Annotated in this window: 13 protein-coding genes, 1 tRNA gene and 2 pseudogenes; 4 read left to right on the top strand and 12 right to left on the bottom strand. The window is 66.3% G+C overall.

Annotated features, from left to right (window positions below; all coding sequences use genetic code 11):
- Nucleotides 1–151 precede the first annotated feature (151 nt).
- A complete protein-coding gene (locus CKJ84_RS00005; protein WP_095545534.1) occupies nucleotides 152–1351 on the top strand; it encodes a multicopper oxidase domain-containing protein in 1200 nt (399 codons plus the stop codon).
- Here the strand turns inward: CKJ84_RS00005 and CKJ84_RS00010 are convergent.
- The 10 genes and pseudogenes from CKJ84_RS00010 to CKJ84_RS00055 form a co-directional block, all read right to left on the bottom strand.
- The gene (locus tag CKJ84_RS00010) at nucleotides 1290–2369 is read right to left on the bottom strand and encodes an HNH endonuclease signature motif containing protein (RefSeq protein ID WP_095545535.1); all 1080 of its coding nucleotides are present in this window, start codon (nucleotides 2367–2369) and stop codon (nucleotides 1290–1292) included. The two genes, CKJ84_RS00005 and CKJ84_RS00010, sit on opposite strands and share 62 nt — an antisense overlap.
- 115 nt (nucleotides 2370–2484) lie before the next feature.
- On the bottom strand, nucleotides 2485–3789 hold the full coding sequence (locus CKJ84_RS00015; protein ID WP_095545536.1) for a copper oxidase: 1305 nt from the start codon (nucleotides 3787–3789) through the stop codon (nucleotides 2485–2487).
- Nucleotides 3790–3826: 37 nt separating this feature from the next.
- Nucleotides 3827–4357 carry a TetR/AcrR family transcriptional regulator gene (locus CKJ84_RS00020; RefSeq protein WP_095275308.1) on the bottom strand — a complete coding sequence of 177 codons (531 nt, stop codon included), beginning with the start codon at nucleotides 4355–4357 and terminating at the stop codon, nucleotides 3827–3829.
- Nucleotides 4347–5732, bottom strand: coding sequence for an MFS transporter (locus tag CKJ84_RS00025; protein WP_095546352.1), 1386 nt, complete (start codon nucleotides 5730–5732; stop codon nucleotides 4347–4349). The genes CKJ84_RS00020 and CKJ84_RS00025 overlap by 11 nt, the downstream gene beginning before the upstream one ends.
- A gap of 89 nt (nucleotides 5733–5821) precedes the next feature.
- Nucleotides 5822–6823: a S66 peptidase family protein gene (locus CKJ84_RS00030; protein WP_095545537.1), complete on the bottom strand. Its 1002-nt coding sequence runs from the start codon at nucleotides 6821–6823 to the stop codon at nucleotides 5822–5824.
- Nucleotides 6820–7861 (bottom strand): annotated as a pseudogene (locus tag CKJ84_RS00035) (cysteine desulfurase family protein). Before CKJ84_RS00035 ends, CKJ84_RS00030 begins: the two are co-directional and overlap by 4 nt.
- A gap of 56 nt (nucleotides 7862–7917) precedes the next feature.
- Nucleotides 7918–8802 carry a carboxylating nicotinate-nucleotide diphosphorylase gene (gene nadC, locus CKJ84_RS00040; RefSeq protein ID WP_095545538.1) on the bottom strand — a complete coding sequence of 295 codons (885 nt, stop codon included), beginning with the start codon at nucleotides 8800–8802 and terminating at the stop codon, nucleotides 7918–7920.
- Entirely contained in the window at nucleotides 8796–10037 is a 1242-nt protein-coding gene (gene nadA / locus CKJ84_RS00045) for a quinolinate synthase NadA (protein WP_095545539.1), read from the bottom strand. The genes nadC and nadA overlap by 7 nt, the downstream gene beginning before the upstream one ends.
- 5 nt (nucleotides 10038–10042) lie before the next feature.
- On the bottom strand, nucleotides 10043–10753 hold the full coding sequence (locus CKJ84_RS00050) for an NUDIX hydrolase (protein ID WP_095545540.1): 711 nt from the start codon (nucleotides 10751–10753) through the stop codon (nucleotides 10043–10045).
- Nucleotides 10754–10890: 137 nt separating this feature from the next.
- Entirely contained in the window at nucleotides 10891–15507 is a 4617-nt protein-coding gene (locus CKJ84_RS00055; protein ID WP_143340288.1) for an SdrD B-like domain-containing protein, read from the bottom strand.
- A 563-nt stretch (nucleotides 15508–16070) separates the two neighbouring features.
- Between CKJ84_RS00055 and CKJ84_RS00060 the strand changes: the two genes are divergently transcribed.
- On the top strand, nucleotides 16071–16235 hold the full coding sequence (locus CKJ84_RS00060) for an NAD(P)-binding protein (protein ID WP_095545542.1): 165 nt from the start codon (nucleotides 16071–16073) through the stop codon (nucleotides 16233–16235).
- On the opposite strand, the gene CKJ84_RS12390 is transcribed toward CKJ84_RS00060, so the two are convergent.
- Nucleotides 16232–16678: a hypothetical protein gene (locus tag CKJ84_RS12390; protein ID WP_233125416.1), complete on the bottom strand. Its 447-nt coding sequence runs from the start codon at nucleotides 16676–16678 to the stop codon at nucleotides 16232–16234. The two genes, CKJ84_RS00060 and CKJ84_RS12390, sit on opposite strands and share 4 nt — an antisense overlap.
- Here CKJ84_RS12390 and CKJ84_RS12650 point away from each other — a divergent pair.
- A pseudogene (locus CKJ84_RS12650) lies at nucleotides 16559–16981 on the top strand (FAD-dependent monooxygenase); the annotation flags it as partial. The gene CKJ84_RS12390 and the pseudogene CKJ84_RS12650 sit on opposite strands and share 120 nt — an antisense overlap.
- Before the next feature lie 265 nt (nucleotides 16982–17246).
- Here the strand turns inward: CKJ84_RS12650 and CKJ84_RS00070 are convergent.
- Nucleotides 17247–17331 (bottom strand) — tRNA-Leu (locus tag CKJ84_RS00070).
- A 171-nt stretch (nucleotides 17332–17502) separates the two neighbouring features.
- Here CKJ84_RS00070 and CKJ84_RS00075 point away from each other — a divergent pair.
- Nucleotides 17503–18411: a DUF3662 and FHA domain-containing protein gene (locus CKJ84_RS00075; RefSeq protein ID WP_095535829.1), complete on the top strand. Its 909-nt coding sequence runs from the start codon at nucleotides 17503–17505 to the stop codon at nucleotides 18409–18411.
- Nucleotides 18412–18424: the final 13 nt, after the last annotated feature.

An 18424-nucleotide genomic window follows, 5' to 3' on the forward strand; every position in this document is an offset into this window, starting at 1 on the left:
TCCTCGCCCGCGGCGCGCGCGAGCCCGGCAACGGCTTCATCAAAGTCGGCGTGGTCAACGGCGGCGCGCTCGTCGCCCTGGTCAGCCCGCGGATCGGGCTTGCCATACTGGGAGTAGGGCTCGCGCTCCACGCAAGAAAGGTAGCTGTCCCATGAAACGAACCGAATCCCTGGCCTGGGGGCTCATCGCCCTCGTGGTCGCCGTCGTCGTCGGGCTCACGCTCGCGTTCAGTGGCTCCGACACCACCAGCACGCAGGCGGTGAGCAGCGAAGACGCCACCACCATCGACGTGGACATCCAGGGCATGTCGTTCGTCCCCGCGAGCGTCGCGGTGGAGCCGGGCACCCGGCTCGTCCTCAACATCACCAACTCGGACACACAGCAGCACGACCTGAAGCTCGGCGGCGAGCACAGCGGCCGCATCGACCCCGGCGAGACCGTCACCCACGACTTCGGCGTCTTCACCGAGGACACCCAGGGCTGGTGCACGATCGCGGGGCACAAAGCCATGGGCATGACCTTTGATGTGGTGACGAGCGGGAAGGGGGAAGAGGAGGCGTCGATAGGCACTGCCCGCGACGCCTCGCTGCAGCCCGCGAGCGGCGAACTCCACGAGGAGACCTGGGTGGTACACGACGACGGCGACTCCTGGACCTTCGCCGACCAAGCGCCCGGGCCAACGCTGCGCGGCAAGGTGGGCGACCGGTTCCGCATCACCGTGGAAAACCACGGGCAGATGAGCCACTCGATCGACTTCCACGCCGGCGAAGTCAGCCCCGACGAGGTGATGCGCGAGATCCCGCCGGGCGACAAGGTGGTCTACGAGTTCACCGCGCGGCGCTCCGGCATCTGGATGTACCACTGCGGCACGATGCCGATGAGCTTGCACATCGCGAAGGGGATGGCCGGCGCCCTCATCATCGACCCGCCGGACCTCAGCCCCGTCGACGCGGAGTACGCGCTGGTCGCGCACGAGATCTACCACGACGACGACAGCATCCCCGCCGGCGAGTACGACGCCACCGCGTTCAACGGCACGCCGAACCAGTACGTCGAGCACCCGATTGAGGCGCACGTCGGCGACACGGTCCGCGTCTGGGTCCTCGACGTCGGGCCCGACAACCCGGTCAGCTTCCACGTCGTCGGAGAAATCTTCGACACCGTGTACAAGGAAGGTGCCTATTCGCTTCGCGACGCCGACGACACCGGCTCCCAGGCCCTCGACCTCCTCGCCGCACAGGGCGGGTTCGTGGAGTTCACCTTCGACGAGCCGGGCACCTACAGCTTTGTCAACCACCAGATGACGGATGCGGAGAAGGGCCAGCGCGGCCAGTTTGTGGTCCGTCCGTGACGGTGCGGTACGGCGCGCGGGCCACGTGGTCCGCGCCGGTGGGCGTGACGCTTCCCGACGGCGAGACGTACACAATCCGCCCGCCCCGCCGCTCCGTTCGCCCGCGGGAGGCGCGGCCCGCCTGGTAGTTGTGGTACCGGCACAGCCAGCCCAGGTTGTGGACCGCGGTCTCGCCGCCGTGCTGGTGCTCGGTCATGTGGTGGGCGTCGCAGCGCGAGGCCGGCACGTCGCAGTCCTTCCACGTGCACGTCGCTGAGTCCGCAAGCATCATCTCGCGGTGCTTCGGCGTGGCCAGGCGCATGTCGTAGGCGTTGACGGGCCCGTCCATCGCGCCGACGAGGATGATGTGCCCGAACTGCGAGAGCCGCTGCCGCACGAACTCCTCGCCGGACATGACCACCCCGTTGGCGAAGCGGATCTGCACGTCGTCGCCGGCGCCGGAGACGATCCGGACGTAGTCGCCGAGGTCCAGGTTCACGCTGAGCTTGAGCAGGTAGTCGGCCCGCGGGCAGTCCTGGTCGAGCCAGGCGGCGACGTCGTTCTTCGCAGCGTCGTATGCCGCCTGGACGTCCAGCGCGGGGCCGGTCACGCGCAGGGTGGCCTGGCCGTCGCCGTGGTGGGTGACGCGCGCGCACGCGGTGCGCGGCGCGCGCGGCTGCAGCTCCTCCTTCAGCTCCGTCGCGCGCTTCCGGATCAGCGACAGGTCCCCCGGCGTGTTGCACAGCGTGTCGATGTAGCGCCACCGCTTCGTCGCGTCCTTGATCCCGTTCGCCGTGCGCGCGATGTACGCGAGCGTCTCGATCCGGTGCCCGTGCTCCCGCGCCCCGTCGTGCGCGCGCTGCTGGTAGCGCGAGTGGGACGTCCGGCCGCACAGCGTGCGCGCCGCCGCGACCAGCTGCTTCGCGCGGTCGTACTGGACCCCCTCGTCACGAACCTCGCGGGCAGACTTGCCCGCCGCAGCGGCGACGAAGTCGAAACCGCTGCGGTCAAACCGGGCGAGCTGTGCGAGTGCGTTCATGGCAGCAACAATATCCGAAACGGCAGCGAAAATGGGGAAATGTGAGAAGTCCCCCAGTTCCCGCAAAAATGGAACCGGGGGCCGGGTTGCTGCGTCTAATACGGTTTGGGGGTTTTCAGCTCAGCACGGCGATGAGCACGCCCAACACGACGAGCGCGGCGGCGGATTGGGTGGCGGGGTGTTGGGTGGGTGTGGCGTCGATAAGCGAATCCTTGCCTTTGAGCACCCCAACCTGCGCGCGGATCGCGCGGGCCATGAGCGGCAAAAACGCGACGAGCACGCCGAAGCAGAGGACGCTCATCGCCACGCGCAGCCACGAATTGTCCGTGGCCAGCCAGCACGCGAGCGAGCCGTTGAACAAGACGACGCGGAAGTACGCGGCGCGCGACAGTTCCGCCAGGCCGGCGCGGACGGCGCGCGGGCCGCCGCCCATCGTCGTGGGCAGCAGGTAGCTCATCGTGCCGATCAGGAGCTGGGCGGCGAAGCCGAGCATGAGCGCGAGCGTCGGCAGGTCCGGCGTGGTGAGGCGGACGGCGAACCAGATGAGCGTGACAATCAGCCAGATCAGCGACGCGAAGACGCTCAGGCCGGCGTAGGTGACGCGGCCGCGGGGGTCGCGAAGCACGTCGAGGACGTTGACCAGGAAGCCGTGGAACGTCCACAGCCACGCGGCGACGTACACAACCGTGCCCGCGCTGGCCAGGAAGTCCAGCCCCGCGAGCGCGCCGCAGCTGGCCACGATCACGCCCGCGACTGCCAGCGGCACCGAGACTCCCGCCCGGTCGTGCATCCCGTTGACCCGCCACATGCTGGGGAACAGCACGGTCAGCGACGCCAGCGCCGCCAACCCCACGAACCCGCCGACGTTGGTGACCAGGTGCGCGAGCCGGACGCGCTCCTGCCAGTCGCCAGGCAGCCCGAACGATAGCGCGGAGCCGAACGCCACGCCGACGGGCAAAAACACCGCGCTGGCCACGTAGCCGAGCACCACCGGCCGGAGCCGCTTGTCGCGCCCGGCGCGCCGTACCTGCGCGTACAGCTGCCACGAGTGCCAGCCCAGCACTCCCGCGACGATCGCGGCGCCGACCCAGGTCAGCACGTAGTGCCCGCGCCACCACCCAGCGAGGAACTGCCCCACCAGCACGCACACGACCCCCGCGTTGAGCGCCCAGGTGCGGCGCAGCTGCGCGGGCCGGGCGCTGTCGGGCAGCCGCTGCTGCAGGAACCGCTCGGTGAGGTTTTGCGACCACAGCACCACCGAGTTGGTCAGGATGCCCAGCGTGAACACGTGGATGAGCAGCCACCGCGGCTCGGGCACGAGCGGGTGCGCAAGCCCGATCACGATGAACACGACCATCCAGCCCATCACGGGCCTGGACGCGCGCCGGTGCCAGGCGTGCGGGCTCCATTTCTTCGGCATGGCACTAACCTAACATTTACTCCAACTAAAGTTGTATTTAATTGAGGAGCTGGAGCAGCTTCTCGACGATCACCGCCCGGTTCCCCTCCGCCAGCGGCCTCGCGTAGATGTGGTCGTGCGCCCAGAGCCCCGACGCCAGCACCGACGCCGCCAGGAGGTCCGGGTCCGTGGCCGTGTCGTCGGGGCGCGGCAACCACCGGTCCTCCACCTCCAACCACGGGCGCGTGTAGTCGGGGTGGGTGTGGGCGTGGAGGGTGACCAGGAGCTCGGCGAGCGGCTCGTGCTCGCTCATGGTCACCAGCATCGCCCGGTAGCGCTCGCGCGGGGCGAGGTCGGCGGCGTCCCCGCCGGCGCGGGCGCGCACCTTGTCCTCCCACAGGCCCGCGGTATACTCGTGCAGCCCGACGAGGAGCTCGTGGCGCGACGGGAAGTGGTAGAGCAGGCCGGACTTGGACAGGTCCGTCTCGGCGGCGAGCCGGTCGTACGTGACCGCCTCAATACCGCCCGGTCCAGCAACGATGGCGTAGGCGGCGCGCAGGATCTCGGCGCGCTTGCTTTTACGCGGCATGGAGCTCTCCAGACTTCGGGTTGTCGCGGAAGCACCACCAGGTCGCCGCGGCGAACGCCAGGGCCGCGGCGGCGAGGAGGAGCAGGACCGCGTGGTAGGCGTCCGCGTAGGCGGTGGCGGCTGCGGGGCTGGGTGGGCCGCTATACAGCGCCTCCATGCCCTGCGGGAAGCGGCGCTCGAGCCACAGCGGGAGGAGCGAGCCGGTGACGGCGACGGTGAGCAGGGTGCCGAACTCGTACGAAACCTCCTCGACGCCCGCGGCCATGCCCGAGCGGTGCCGCGGCGCGGCGCCGAGGATGGCGATCGAGCTCACCGACATCACCGAGCCGGCGGAGAACCCGAGGAGGACGAGCGCGGCGAGCTCGAGGGCGAGGCCGTCGGCGGAGTCGCCGGCGATGAGCAGCGCGGTGCCCGCCGCCGCGCCCAGGAAGCCGCCGCCGATGAGCGGGAGGAAGCCGATGCGGTGCAGGTTCGCGCCGCCGACCACGGAGGCCGGGATCGCCGCGACGGCCATCGCCGTGATCACCGCGCCCGCGTGCAGCGGGGAAAAACCGCTGACCAGCTGCAGTTTCTGCGAGGTCATCAGCTCCACGCCCGCAAGGACGAACATCGCGCCGGCCGCCGCGACGACGCCGCCGGAGAACAGGCGGGAGCGGAAGATGTCGAAGGTGAGCAGCGGGTCCGCCAGCCGGCGCTGCCGGCGCGCGAACAGCCAGCCCGCGAGCAGGCACACGACAACCGCGCCCCCGACCACCGCCGCCGAGCGGTCCGGGTTGGCCACGCCCTTGATGGTCATGGTCAGGCCGGAGAGCGCGAACAAGGCGTAGATGGAGGAGACGATGTCCCAGTGCTTCTCCGGGTTGGGCACGTTCTCCGGCGCGAGGGCGAGCGTGGCGATGAGCGCGACGACCACGATCGGCACGTTGATGAGGAAGACGGAGCCCCACCAGAAGTGCTCGAGCAGCGCGCCGCCGACCAGGGGACCGAGCGCGGCACCGACGACCGCGACGGAGGCCCAGATGCCGATGGCAGTGTTGCGCTCCCGCTCGTTGGGGAAGGTGAGGCGGATCAGCGCGAGCGTGGCGGGCATCATCACCGCAGCGCCGAAGCCGAGGAGGCCGCGCGCCGCGACGAGCCACCACGCGCCCGGCGCGAACGCCGCGGCTAGCGACGCCATCCCGAAGATGCCCAGGCCGATGAGCCACATGAGGCGGTGGCCGATTTTGTCGCCAAGCGTGCCGGTGCCCAGCAGCAGCCCGGAGAGCACCAGCGGGTACGCGTTAATGATCCACAGGGACTGCGCGGGCGTGGCGTGCAGCTGAGCGCTCAAGGCCGGCAGCGCGGTGTACAGGATCGAGTTGTCCAGGCCGATCATGAGCAGGCCCGTAGAGACGACGGCGAAGAAGGTCCAGCGTTGGGCGGAGGCGGAATGTGTCACGCGCCGAAACTGTAATGACCGTCCGTTTAGGTTTCAAGGCGGGGGAAGCGTATGGAGGCGTCGTGAAGCACTCGCACCTGCGCCTCCCCACCCACGGGGAACGTGAGCAGCGGGTTGGTGTGGCCGAAGCTGGCGTTGGCCACCACGGGTTTGCCTTCCAGCTCCGGGATCGACGCGATCGTTTCCTCGAGCATCGCGCGCGTGACGCGGCTGGCGGTTTGGAAGCGGCCGATGACCACGCCCTCGATGCCCTCGCCATCCGGCATCTGGAGCAGCGAGACGAGCTCGCGGCGGAAATCCATCACGCTGTACTTGCCCGTCACCTCGGCGAAGAGGATCGCGCGCTCGAGCGAGGGCATGAACTCGGTGCCGGCGAGCAGGCCGAGCGTGCCCAGGTTCGCGCCGAGGGCCACGCCGTGCGCCGTGCCGCTCTGGATGGGCCACCAGCCGTCGTCGGGCTCGCGGACGCGGCCGTCCTGGTTGATAAACCAGTCGTCGTCGGTGAACCAGGTGCCCGGCTGCCACTCGATCGGGTCCAGGCCGAACGCGGCGTGCTCGAACCCGGCGCGCGTAACCTCGGAGTGGTCGCGCATGCCCAGCGTGGACCAGTGCGGGCCGATGTAGGTGGCCACGCCGGTGCGCGCGTAGACCGCGTTGGCGATCGCGGAGATGTCCGAGTTGCCGCAAATGAACTTCGGGTTCGCCGCGATGAGGTCGAAATCCAGGTGCGGCAGGACCTCATTACTGGTAAAGCCGCCGATCACGCTCATAATGCCGGCAACACTCGGGTCCGCGAACGCGTCGTGCAGGTCCGCAGCGCGCGATTCGGCCGAAGAGGACCAGAACATGTCGGACTCGCGCACATTCTCGCCAAACGAGACGCTAATGCCAAGGTCCGCGAGCCGCGCGTTCGCCAACTGCTTCACGTAGCGCCCGGCCTCCCCCTGCTCCACGTACGCGAGCGAACGGGACGGGGCGACCACGCGGATGGTGTCGCCCGCTTGCAAAGGTCGCGGGTAGAGAGTCATTGCTCCGACATTACCCGCACGATCGCGTCGATCGTGTCTGACGGAAGTGGCGCGGGCAGGCTGAAGCGCAGCGCGGACTGGGCAAGCTCAGGCGAGTAACCGAGCGCGGTGAGCACCGGTGAGGGTTCCGCGCTGCCCGCCCGGCAGGCCGAGCCGGAGCTTGCCGCAAACCCCGCGACGTCGAGCGCGACGAGCAGTGCCTCGCCGCTGATGCCCTCGACGACGAAGGAGGCGTGGTTGGGCAGCCGCTCGGTGCGGTGCCCGGTCAGGCGTGCGCCGGGCACATGCTTTTCGACGCCCACGATCAACGCATCCCGCGACGCCATCACTTCCAGCGCGCGCTGCCCGGCGCGCGCCGGCTGCGCTTGTACCGCCGCGGCGAACCCGGCGATCCCCGCCACGTTCTGCGTGCCGGCGCGGCGCCCCGTAGATGACGGGTTCGAGCGGCACGTCGCGCGGCAGAAGCAGCGCGCCGACACCGGCCGGGCCGCCGAACTTGTGCGAGGCCAGCGCCACCGTGGTCGCACGCGGACCGGGCCAGCCGCCCGCGGAGAGATCGACCGGCAAGTTCGCGGCGGCTTGCACGGCGTCGAGGTGCAGCGCCACCTGCGCGGGGACTTCGGGCACATTGGCGACCGTGCCGACCTCGCTGTTGGCCAGGCCAAGCGCGACGAGCGTGGTATCCGGGCGCAAAAGCCGGTCCAGGTCGGTCTGTGCGATCCGGCCATGCTTGTCGACGGGCACGTAGTCCACCGCAAAGCCGTGGATCCGCTCGAGTGCGGCGCAGCTTTGCAGGACCGAGGAGTGCTCGATGGCTGAGGTGATGATGTGGCGGCCGCGCGGGGCGGCCAGGGCGCGACCGATGATGCCGAGGGTGTTGGCTTCGGTGCCGCCGGAGGTGAACACCACGCCCGCCGGGTGCACGCCGAAGGCCTCGGCGATCGTGGCGCGGGCCGACTCGAGGACGTTCGCGGCGCGCTCGCCCGCGGAATGTACGCTCGAGGGGTTCGCGCAGGCCGCATCATAGACCTGCAGCATCGCGGCGCGGGCCTCGGGCAGAAGCGGGGCGGTGGCGGCGGCGTCGAGGTAGGCGCTCACTCGTCTGCGACCTCATCGACCTCATCGACCTCATCGACGCTGTCGAGGCCCAGGTCGAGCGCGCGGGCGCTGTGGGTGAGCTTGCCCACCGAGATCACGTCCACCCCACAGGCGGCGAGCTCGGCGACGGTGTCGAGGTTGACGTTGCCGCTGGCTTCGGTGGGCACGTGGGCGTCGATAAGCGAGACTGCCTCGCGCAACTCGGCGGGCGAGAAATTATCCAACATGATGCTGTCCACGCCCGCGGCGAGCACCGGCTCGATCTGCGCAAGCGAATCGACCTCCACCTCAATGTGCGTGGTGTGGCTGACGCGAGCGCGGATCGTGCGCAGCGCCTCCGTGATCCCGCGCGGACCCGTGGCGCCGAGCGCGGCGAGGTGGTTGTCCTTGACCATCACCGCATCCGAGAGGCTGAAGCGGTGGTTGTGGCCGCCGCCGGCGCGCACCGCGTGCTTCTCAAAGGCGCGCAGGCCAGGGGTGGTCTTACGCGTATCCACGATGCGGGCGCCGGTGCCTTCGACCGCGGCGACGTAGCGGGCTGTCAGCGTGGCGATGCCCGACATCCGCTGCGCGAAGTTCAGTGCGACGCGCTCCGCGCTCAAGATGCCGCGGGCCGGACCCTCGATGAGCGCGAGGCGCTGGCCGGCGTCGAAATGCGTGCCCTCGGGCGAAAGCTCGGTGACCGTGATCTGGGGGTCCGTGGCCGCGAACGCCGCGCGGACCACCTCTCCCCCGGCGAAGACGCCCTCTTCGCGGGCCACCAGCGCGGTGCGCAGGCGGGCGTCGGGAGCAATCGCGGCTTCGACGGTCGCATCACCCCACGGCATGTCCTCTGCGAGCGCGGCGCGGACAGCGGCGTTGATGAGTTCCGGGGTCAGCATGGCTTCGCCGCCAGCATCCGCTCGAGCGCCACGCGTGCGTCGGCCGCGGTGGCTTCCGGCACCACGATCTGGTTTTCCACCCGGCCCTCGAGCAGCGACTCGAGCGTCCACGCCAGATACGCCGGGTGGATGCGGTACATCGTCGAGCACGGGCACACTACCGGGTCTAGGCAGAAGATCGTGCGGTCCGGGTACTGCTGTGCGAGGCGGTTGACCATGTTGATCTCGGTGCCGATGGCGATCACATCGCCGGGTGCGGAGTTCTCCACCACGCGGCGGATGACTTCGGTGGAACCGGAGGAATCGGCGGCGTCGACAACCGGCGCAGGGCACTCCGGGTGCACCACGACGTGCACGCCCGGGTACTCCGCGCGCGCCTTTTCGATCTGCTCGACTGTGAAGCGGCGGTGGACGGAGCAGAAGCCGTTCCACAGAATCACCTTCGCCTGCGCGAGCTGCTGCGCGGTGTTGCCGCCGAGCGGCTCGTTGGGGTTCCACATGCACATCTGCTCGTCCGTAATGCCCATCGCGCGCGCCGTGTTGCGGCCCAGGTGCTGATCCGGCAGGAAGACGACGCGCTCGGCGCGCTCGAACGCCTCCTTGAGCACGGTCGCCGCGTTCGAGGAGGTGCACACCACGCCGTCGTTGCGGCCGCAGAAGGCCTTGATGTCGGCGGCCGAGTTCATGTACGTCACCGGCACGATCTGCTCGCCGGGCAGCGCTTCGTGCAGCTGGTCGAAGCACGCCTCGACCTGCGCGAGGTTGGCCATATCCGCCATCGAGCATCCGGCGTTCAGGTTCGGCAGCACCACGGCCTGGTCCGCCCCGGAAAGGATGTCGGCGGTCTCCGCCATGAAATCCACCCCGCAAAAGACGAAGGCCTCCGCCTCCGGGTGCGCCTTCGCCTGCTGGGCGAGGTTGAAAGAGTCCCCGATGAAGTCCGCAAACTTCACGATCTCGTCGCGCTGGTAGAAGTGCCCCAGGATCTTCACCCGCTCGCCCAGCTTGTCCTTCGCCGCGGTAATCATCGCGTCGAGTTCCTCCGGGCCCGCCTGCGTATACCGCGCCGGCAGCGGTGCCTGCGGTGTGGGCAGCGGCGCGAACGTGTCGCCGCGCGAGGCACCCGGCCCGTAGGAGGCGTTCTGGGCGGTCTGCCACGGCTCGGCGGGCAGCTCCGTGTCGCAGGTGGCTTCCTGGGCCGCCTTTTGCGTGATCAAATCGGCAACTGAAGGCATGGTTCTTACTCTTTCTCGCTAATGAATCTGTAGTACTTCGCCGGTCGGTGCTTGGTACCAGCTTCGGTGGTGCCGGTGGCCTCGAGCTCTCCGCTCGCCAATGCTTGCCGACGAAAATTCGCCGGATCCAGCCCCTTCCCCCCGATCGCCTCGTGCACCCGGCGCAGCTGCGTGAGGGTAAAGGACTCCTCGAGGAAGCGGTGGGCGATCAGGGTTTGTTCTGCGCGCTTTTGCAGGCGCGTGATCCCGGCGCGGATGATCTCCGCGTGGTCGAAGGCCAGCTCCGGCAGCTCGCGCGTGTTCCACCAGGCGATGTTCGGGTCGTCGGGGAACTCAGTGCCAGCGAAATCCTGGGGTCGAAACTGGGCCCAGTACGCGATGGTGACCATGCGTTGCGCCTCCGCGGAGCGCTCCACAGAACCGAAGGCGTAGAGCTGCTCCAGGTAGTTCGGTGTGGCACCACTGGCCGCAACGAGCGTCTCGCGCGCGGTTTCGCCCAACGTCTGGTTCCACTGCGTCGGCCCGCCGGGCAGCGCCCACGCACCGTAAAACGGGTCGCGCACGCGGCGCACCAGCGGGATCCACAGCCCACTGTCTGCGTTGAGTTCAGTGGGTGTTCCAGTTGGGTTGTGCAGCGCAAACGCAACTGTGGACACCGCCACCATCGGTCCGAGCCTCTGGCGCTCGGCCACGTTAAGCCTTTGCAAACCGAACATGGACTCACCTCCCGCGTCACTTATAGTCATAATGACTTTAAGTGAGCTTAGGCGAGGTGTCGGGTCCGGGCAAGCACTGGTTTCACGCAAAACCGGCCCGGTGCATTGCGCACCGGGCCGGTTTGGGGAGGAACGGTTTAGTCCTGCTTGCCAGCAGAGGAGCCCTTCAGCGAGGTAAAGGCCTCACCCTTCTCGTTCGAGCACCAGTCGTAGAGCACGCCGCCCAGGGCAGCTACGCCCAGGATCGCGGCGGCGATGGTGCCGACCTGTCGAACGTTCGGGTCGGCTGCGAGCTGCTGCAGCTGGCGGTTTGCAGCGTCGATCTGCGCGCGCAGCTCGCCGAACTGGTCATTGTCGTTGCCACGGTTGCCAGTGCCCCAGTCCGGGGTGTTGCGGCTGAACTGCGCCTGGATCTCGGCGTTGATCTTGGCAACCTGCTGGTTGATCGCGTCCATGTACGGCGCACCCACCTGGCCGCCTACTGCCGCGAGCAGTGCGACCGGCACCAGGTAGAGAATTGGCGAGGCGACCGCGTTGGCCACACAACGATCAAGCACACCGCCGGGCGCGGACGGCACGCCCGGAGTCGGGGTGGCCGGCACCGTCGGCTCCTCCTCCACGATCTTCTTGGTCTTGCGCAGGCCAAGGTCGTAGGAGTCGTTGCGCTCGCCCGGCTTCAGGGTGACATTGGAAATCAGGCCCTCCTCGTCGGTTGCGCCCGGCACCTTGCCGGTGACTTCCCAACCCTCAGGCTTGATAAAACGGACCTCGTACTCCTTGTTCGGGTCGAGCCCCTCGATGAACCAGTTTCCGTTCTGGTCAGTCGTGGTAGTGCGGGTCGGCTCGCCGTCGCGAATGACCTGCACGGTGACGTCGGAAAGACCCTTCTCGTCCTCGTCCTGGACGCCGTCGCCGTTCTTGTCGTTCCAGACGCGATCACCAACAGTGCCCTTCGGCAGGACGCCCAGGTCAACGTCGAGACGCTTCTCGCCCTTCTCGATCGTGACAGTGCGCTTCACCTGGCTCGGATCCGACGGGGTGTGATCGCCCGGCAGGTACTCCACGGTGTACTCGCCCGGAGTGACGTCAACCTTCCAATTGCCGTCCTCGTCCGAAACAGTACGAGTGACCTCGTTGCCGTCCTTATCGGTAACGACCACCGTGACGCCAGGGACACCAGTCCTCTCGCCCGAATCCTCCTTGCCATCACCATTTTCATCCAGCCACACGCGGTCACCAATGGTGCCCGGAGTCTCCGGCTCGCAGTCGCAATCCGGCTTCACTGCCTTCAGGCCCAGGTCATAGGTGTCGTTATACTCCTTGGGCTTCAGGGTTGCCTTTGCAACCAGGCCCTCCTCGTCGGTCGCACCCGGCACCTTGCCGGTGACTTCCCAACCCTGCGGCTTGATAAAGCGAACCTCGTAATCCACGCCCGGGGTCAAGCCGTCGATACGCCAGTTACCCTGCTCATCCGTGTAGGTAGTGCGGGCCGGCTCACCCTCACGGGAGACCTCGACGATAACGTTCGGCACGCCCTTCTCGCCCTCGTCCTGCACACCGTCGCCGTTCTCGTCGTTCCAGACGCGATCACCAACAGTGCCCTTCGGCAGGACGCCCAGGTCAACGTCGAAGTTCTCTTCGCCCGGCTCAATCTTCACGGTGCGCTCGATGAGGCGCTCGTCGCTAGCGACGTAATTGCCCGGCTTGTAAGTGACGGTGTACTCGCCCGGAGTGACGTCAACCTTCCAATTGCCGTCCTCGTCCGAAACAGTACGAGTGACCTCGTTGCCGTCCTTATCGGTAACGACCACCGTGACGCCAGGGACACCAGTCCTCTCGCCCGAATCCTCCTTGCCATCACCATTTTCATCCAGCCACACGCGGTCACCAATGGTGCCCGGAGTCTCCGGCTCGCAGTCGCAATCCGGCTTCACTGCCTTCAGGCCCAGGTCATAGGTGTCGTTATACTCCTTGGGCTTCAGGGTTGCCTTTGCAACCAGGCCCTCCTCGTCGGTCGCACCCGGCACCTTGCCGGTGACTTCCCAACCCTGCGGCTTGATAAAGCGAACCTCGTAATCCACGCCCGGGGTCAAGCCGTCGATACGCCAGTTACCCTGCTCATCCGTGTAGGTAGTGCGGGCCGGCTCACCCTCACGGGAGACCTCGACGATAACGTTCGGCACGCCCTTCTCGCCCTCGTCCTGCACACCGTCGCCGTTCTCGTCGTTCCAGACGCGATCACCAACAGTGCCCTTCGGCAGGACGCCCAGGTCAACGTCGAAGTTCTCTTCGCCCGGCTCAATCTTCACGGTGCGCTCGATGAGGCGCTCGTCGCTAGCGACGTAATTGCCCGGCTTGTAAGTGACGGTGTACTCGCCCGGAGTGACGTCAACCTTCCAATTGCCGTCCTCGTCCGAAACAGTACGAGTGACCTCGTTGCCGTCCTTATCGGTAACGACCACCGTGACGCCAGGGACACCAGTCCTCTCGCCCGAATCCTCCTTGCCATCACCATTTTCATCCAGCCACACGCGGTCACCAATGGTGCCCGGAGTCTCCGGCTCGCAGTCGCAATCCGGCTTCACTGCCTTCAGGCCCAGGTCATAGGTGTCGTTATACTCCTTGGGCTTCAGGGTTGCCTTTGCAACCAGGCCCTCCTCGTCGGTCGCACCCGGCACCTTGCCGGTGACTTCCCAACCCTGCGGCTTGATAAAGCGAACCTCGTAATCCACGCCCGGGGTCAAGCCGTCGATACGCCAGTTACCCTGCTCATCCGTGTAGGTAGTGCGGGCCGGCTCACCCTCACGGGAGACCTCGACGATAACGTTCGGCACGCCCTTCTCGCCCTCGTCCTGCACGCCGTCGCCGTTCTCGTCGTTCCAGACGCGGTCGCCGATGGCACCGCCCGGCAGCACGCCGAGGTCAATGTCGAAGTTCTCTTCGCCCGGCTCAATCTTCACGGTGCGCTCGATGAGGCGCTCGTCGCTAGCGACGTAATTGCCCGGCTTGTAAGTGACGGTGTACTCACCCGGATCAACGTCAACCTTCCAATTGCCGTCCTCGTCCGAAACAGTACGAGTGACCTCGTTGCCGTCCTTATCGGTAACGACCACCGTGACGCCAGGGACACCAGTCTTCTCGCCCGGACCCTCCTTGCCATCACCATTTTCATCCAGCCACACGCGATCGCCGATGGTGCCACGCTCCGGTGCTTTCTCGGTGGTGGTGACCTGCTCGGTGGTAGGAACGGGCTCCTTCACCGTAGTCGTCTCCGTCACCGTGGTCGGCTCGCAGTCGCAGCCCTCGGTTTCGGTGACAGTGGCGGTCGTGGTTTCTGTCGCGGTTTCAGTCTCAGTGGAGGTCGCGGTGGTCGTGGTCTTTTCCGACTCCGTCTCCGTCGACGTAGTCGTGACCGCCGGGGCCGTTTCAGTCGGCGTAGTCGTGACCGCCGGGGCGGTCTTTGTCAGCGTCGTCGTAACCGTGGAGGCAGTCTCCGTCGGAGTCACCGTGGTCGTCGCTGCGGTGGTCGTCGAAGTCTCGGTGGTAGTGGTCGTTTCGGTGGTGGTCTCCGTAGTGGTTTCCGTCGACGTCGACGTTGTCGGTTCCGGCTGAGGAGTCGGCTTTTCATCCGGCTCCACCACGCGAAGCGTGTTGCTTTTTTCGACCAAAGCCACCTGGTCAGTGACTACCTGGCCGATATAGACGTCGTGAGTAACAACCGGGTCTGCACCCGCCGCGCACTGCGGAGAAGTATCCTTCACCGGCTGGGTGACCTCAACAATAGTACCGCTGGGCAGGAAGAACTCACCGGGCCAATCCTTGGGGACGACGGCGTCGCTTGGTTTCAATCCCCAGTCGTACACCTGACGCCAGTCGCGGCCCGGCAGTCCCGCGTCACGCGCCTCAACAATTTGCGGCATGTCTTGGTGCTCGGGTGAGTCCGGAGTATGAAGCTGAGCGCGCTTCATAATCTGGGAAGTAACGTCTTGGCCATCCACGATGAATTTCAACTCAGCCTCGCCGAGCTCCGCATTCGGGGAGCGAGTCCCAAGCCAAAGGTCACTCAGCCACCCACCATATTTGCCGTTCTGAGACACGTAAGAGGACTTCGAAATGAGTGTGCAGCGGTCATTCGGGTCGGCGATAAAACGGGCATCATTCCGGTCTGGGAATTGGTTCTCGGGCGCGATACGCGCCGTAGCCTCAATCGTCGCAGGGGAGAACTCTGTGCCTGGCTCAATGTCTTCAGAAACCTTGACCGGCACCTTGTAAGTGAAGGAGTCATTCGCGCTGATGTAACCAAAGTCTACGATGTAGCCTCCGCCTGCGGGCTTCACCTCAGCGTTCCGCTTCTCGCCGCTCTTCCAAACAAACGCCGACGGGTCAATCTGCGGTTCCGCTTCAAGCTGGTCAGAAAACTGCAGGGCGATTGTCGCTCCTTTGATGTCCGACTCGCCCGGACCCGGCTCGCTACCGCTAGGCGGGAAAGGAGCTTCGAAGGAGCCGGTGAACTCAAGCTCCACCGTGTCTCCAGGCTGCACCTCTTGATCAGTCGGGGTAACGTTCACCGACACCTTCGGCTGCAGCTCATTATCGTTGTTGTCAGGGTTGCCGCTGAGGAAGGAATCTTCCTTCTCAACGTAGGCGCCCGCATGAGGCGCGACTACCGCGCCCGATACCGCAAGCGTCACAGTGCTCAGTGCGGCAATCAGCTTCCGACGGAAGCCCCGGCGCTCATTTCCCGATGTACTCATGTATATGTCCTCTCGATCCATCCAAACCCCAACAAGGGATTCACAGCGAAATTCCAAGCTTTTCAAGACAAAGATCAGAGTACTTAAAAGTACAACTCTCCGCATGACACATTCAGAAACCCACGTATTCCAGGGGCGAGAGACAAAACGTGTGCGTTTGATTATAGATTCCCGGCCCTGCCCAGAGACAGACCAGAAAAGTATTCGCTGAAACTAAGTTCCACGGTCTCCGTCGCGAAGATCCACCACTTCAGGTATTTGGATGCGCTATCGATGCAACGCCATTGAAGAGCATAAACAGGCTGGAAATCGGCGTGAACGCACAATTCAATCACCTCGCCCGAGCCTACCGCGGCACATTTGACGAACACGTCGGGCACGACAGGCTTACGTCTCCCAATCAGCCTCGCAGCGGACCTAATTGTCCTGCATTCACGAAAGGCGCACCTTTTTGTATCGAGAATCTGTGCTTAGCATCCGCAACCAGCATCCATGCAAACTGATTCGCGTGTGAATAGTCTGCGGCCGCGGACTCCGCTCCACGGCCACTAGGCTCGTAGCCCATGAGGATAGGCATCATCGGCGCTGGCATTGCCGGTCTCGCGCTGGGGGCGGCGCTGCACCGGGCGGGCATGGACGTGCAGGTTTACGAAGAGCATGCGCAGATCCGCAGCGGAGGCGCCGGCACACGCTCGCGCCGAACGATCTTGCCGCCCTCGACGCCTTAGGTATAGGCGCAGATTTCCGCGCGCTGCAGCAGCAACAAGCGCCATTGCAAGGCAGGATCCGTAACCCACGGGGAGATTGGCTCACCCGCATCTCCCCGGAGATCACGCGTGCCTCGCTCGCGCTCGACCGCGCCACACTCCACGCGCTCCTCCTTGCAGGTATCCCAGGTTCGCGCGTCCGAACCTCTGCGGGGGCGGTAGGCGTCGATAAGCAGTCCGGCACGGTCGCCTTCGCCGACGGCCGCGAAGAGTGCTTCGACGTTGTGGTGGGCGCGGACGGGATCCGCAGCGCGGTGCGGACCAGCTGCTTCGCCGACCCCGCCATGACCTACGCCGGCTACAACACGTGGCGCGCAATCACCGAAGGGGTACCGCTTGACGCCGGGTTCGAGACCTGGGGCGCTCGCGCCCGCTTCGGGGCCGTCCCGCTTCACGACGGCCACACCTCCTGGTTCGCCGTCACCTCCGGCCCAGAAGCCCAGCCCGGAGCCCAAGCGCTCCACCAGCTGCACGCGACCTTCGGGCAGTGGCACGACCCGATCCCCGCCCTGCTGCTCGCCAGCCCGGAGCACTCGGTGCAGTACCTGCCCATCCACGAGTTGGCGAAACCGCTCGCGAGCTACTACAACACCAAGGTCGTGCTGATCGGGGACGCGGCGCACGCCATGACGGCAAACCTCGGGCAGGGCGCGTGCCAGGGTTTGGAAGACGCTGCAGTCCTCGCCCGGCTGCTGCGCGCAGGCAGCACGGACTTTTCTGCCTACGACACGCACCGGCGCCGCCGCAGTCAACAAGTTGCTCGCCAGTCGCGGCTGATCGGGCGAGCATTACATACCGGCGGCGACCGGGTGACTGCCGCGCGAAACTGGATCCTCAAGCACATGCCCGATGCGGAAATCAACAGGCAGGTACAAGCGGTGACTGCGTGGGAGGTGCCGGAATTGGGTGTGTGCGGCAAGAAGGGGACGTCAACAAGCGAAAAGGCCCCGCTCTCGCGGGGCCTTCCGGTTGTGCCCGGGGCGGGACTTGAACCCGCACGTCCTTATCGAACACTGGCACCTGAAGCCAGCGCGTCTGCCAATTCCGCCACCCGGGCGGGCGACTTGATTAATATAACACCACGCCCCAACATACCTCCAAATCGCCAGTTCACACCGCATTTTCGCGTTTTGAACTAGGTCTGCGGGCGCTGCGCATTTATACTTGCTTGGTTATAGGACATCAGTGAGAACAAAATGAGAGCCGCTGGGAAGGAGGTGCGGGCAGTATGGGTGTCATGGATCGTTTGGCCAAGCTGGACTCATCCATGCAGCGTGGCCTGGACAATTCCATGGCCGCGCTGTTTGGCGGCAAGGTCGTGCCGGCCGAGATTGAAGAGCTGGTGAAGCAGGAGGCGCAGGACTCCGTCGTGGTCACGGACCGCGACGAGTACGTCTCCCCCAACGTGTTTGCGGTGGGCGTGTCGTCGAAGGACCTGGAGAACCTGTCGCAGCAGCGCGACCTGCCCGCGGACCTCGCAGAGCAACTCATGCGGTACGTGCGCAACCTGGGCTGGTTTTTGGACGGGCCCGCCGTCGTGCGTATCGCCGAGGAGTCTGGGCTGCGGACTGGCCAGCTGCGCGTGTCGTCCTACATCGACCAGGAGCCCGACGTGGTCAGCGGCTTCGACGCGATCGTGGCGGAGCCGAAAAAGAAGCGGCGCCGCCACGCAGCCAGCCAGGTTCCCACGGATCACAACCATCAGGAGGATCACATGAATGAGCCGACGACAGATGCCGCCGCCACCGGCGGCACCCCGACGGTGAGTCTGCTGCTGCAGGACGGGTCTTCGCGCACCTACCTCGTGCACGAGGGCTCCAACATCCTGGGCCGCTCCAACGACGCGGACTTCCGCCTGCCGGACACCGGGGTGTCCCGCCAGCACGCGGAGATCACGTGGGACGGCGAGGTCGCCGTCCTGGTGGACCTGCAGTCCACCAACGGCACCACCGTCAACGAGGAACCGGTGGAAAACTGGATGCTCGCGGACGGCGACGTGATTACGCTGGGGCACTCGCACATCGAGGTGCGCATCGTGGAGCCGCTCGCGCAGGCTGCGGCCGCCGCGGACGCACACCAGGACGTCCCGGAGGCCCAGGTGGACGCCCACCCGAGCACCGAGTTCTTCCGCCCCTAAGACCGCAACCCCG

The organism is Corynebacterium sp. NML 120412, from assembly GCF_002285155.1.
GTDB lineage: Bacteria > Actinomycetota > Actinomycetes > Mycobacteriales > Mycobacteriaceae > Corynebacterium > Corynebacterium gottingense.

Coding starts and splice junctions, on each gene's coding strand:
- CKJ84_RS00055 (WP_143340288.1), bottom strand. CDS start 15,507: ATGAGTACATCGGGAAATGAGCGCCGGGGCTTCCGTCGGAAGCTGATT.
- CKJ84_RS00005 (WP_095545534.1), top strand. CDS start 152: ATGAAACGAACCGAATCCCTGGCCTGGGGGCTCATCGCCCTCGTGGTC.
- CKJ84_RS00015 (WP_095545536.1), bottom strand. CDS start 3,789: ATGCCGAAGAAATGGAGCCCGCACGCCTGGCACCGGCGCGCGTCCAGG.
- CKJ84_RS00075 (WP_095535829.1), top strand. CDS start 17,503: ATGGGTGTCATGGATCGTTTGGCCAAGCTGGACTCATCCATGCAGCGT.
- CKJ84_RS00010 (WP_095545535.1), bottom strand. CDS start 2,369: ATGAACGCACTCGCACAGCTCGCCCGGTTTGACCGCAGCGGTTTCGAC.
- CKJ84_RS00020 (WP_095275308.1), bottom strand. CDS start 4,357: ATGCCGCGTAAAAGCAAGCGCGCCGAGATCCTGCGCGCCGCCTACGCC.
- CKJ84_RS00050 (WP_095545540.1), bottom strand. CDS start 10,753: ATGTTCGGTTTGCAAAGGCTTAACGTGGCCGAGCGCCAGAGGCTCGGA.
- CKJ84_RS00025 (WP_095546352.1), bottom strand. CDS start 5,732: ATGATCGGCCTGGACAACTCGATCCTGTACACCGCGCTGCCGGCCTTG.
- CKJ84_RS00030 (WP_095545537.1), bottom strand. CDS start 6,823: ATGACTCTCTACCCGCGACCTTTGCAAGCGGGCGACACCATCCGCGTG.
- CKJ84_RS00060 (WP_095545542.1), top strand. CDS start 16,071: ATGAGGATAGGCATCATCGGCGCTGGCATTGCCGGTCTCGCGCTGGGG.
- nadC (WP_095545538.1), bottom strand. CDS start 8,802: ATGCTGACCCCGGAACTCATCAACGCCGCTGTCCGCGCCGCGCTCGCA.
- nadA (WP_095545539.1), bottom strand. CDS start 10,037: ATGCCTTCAGTTGCCGATTTGATCACGCAAAAGGCGGCCCAGGAAGCC.